The organism is Arthrobacter sp. GMC3, assembly GCF_002929305.1.
GTDB lineage: Bacteria > Actinomycetota > Actinomycetes > Actinomycetales > Micrococcaceae > Specibacter.
Genome location: NZ_PJIO01000102.1, coordinates 1 through 633 on the forward strand (window position 1 = coordinate 1; position 633 = coordinate 633).

Consider the following 633-nt stretch of genomic DNA (forward strand, 5'->3'; position numbering starts at 1 on the left):
CTGCTGACCTCCGCCAGCAGGCCAGGCTGGCCGGATTCAACCAGTAGCCGTGGCTGCTGCATCAGGCACTCTTCGTACAGGCAGGGCGAGCTGGTCAGTGGCGGCAGGCCGGGCAGGCGGCTCAACTCGTGCTTGGCGAGCATGCGCGCCAGCCGCTCCGGCTTGACCGCGGCCAGCTCGCGGCCGGTGAGTTCGGCCAGGCGTGCAAGGTCGAGCAGATGATCCTGCGGGAAGAGCACCAGCATCGCGCCGATGCTGTCGTCCAGCAGCACCGCCTGCACCCGCTGCGCAGCGGGAATGTTGGGGCGATCGCGCTGGATCTGGTAACTCACACCGAGGTCTTTCAACAGCTTGGTGATCAGGAGGGGCAGTTCGGAGCAGCTTTCGGTGTCGACAGCAGAATTCATGAGCGGACCCGTTGTAGTGACCTGCCTGAGTATAGCGAAGCCGTCAGCCACGGATGATGTGGCGACGGATGGTTGTCATACCTGGCCGTATTCCTGGCCATGACGCAGCCAACGCTCGAGCAGCGGGCTGACGTGCTGCGGCCAGCGCGCGAGCAATTCCTGGGCGGCATCGCGCACCGCCGGGAGCAGCTCGGCATCGCGCATCAGATCGGCGACCTTGAACTGC

The 633-nt window shown here is 65.4% G+C and carries 1 protein-coding gene; it reads right to left on the reverse strand.

The window, feature by feature from the left end:
• Positions 1-407: YbaK/EbsC family protein (locus CXQ94_RS23840; RefSeq protein WP_146070413.1), on the reverse strand; the 407-nt coding region annotated here is incomplete at its 3' end.
• Positions 408-633 lie beyond the last annotated feature (226 nt).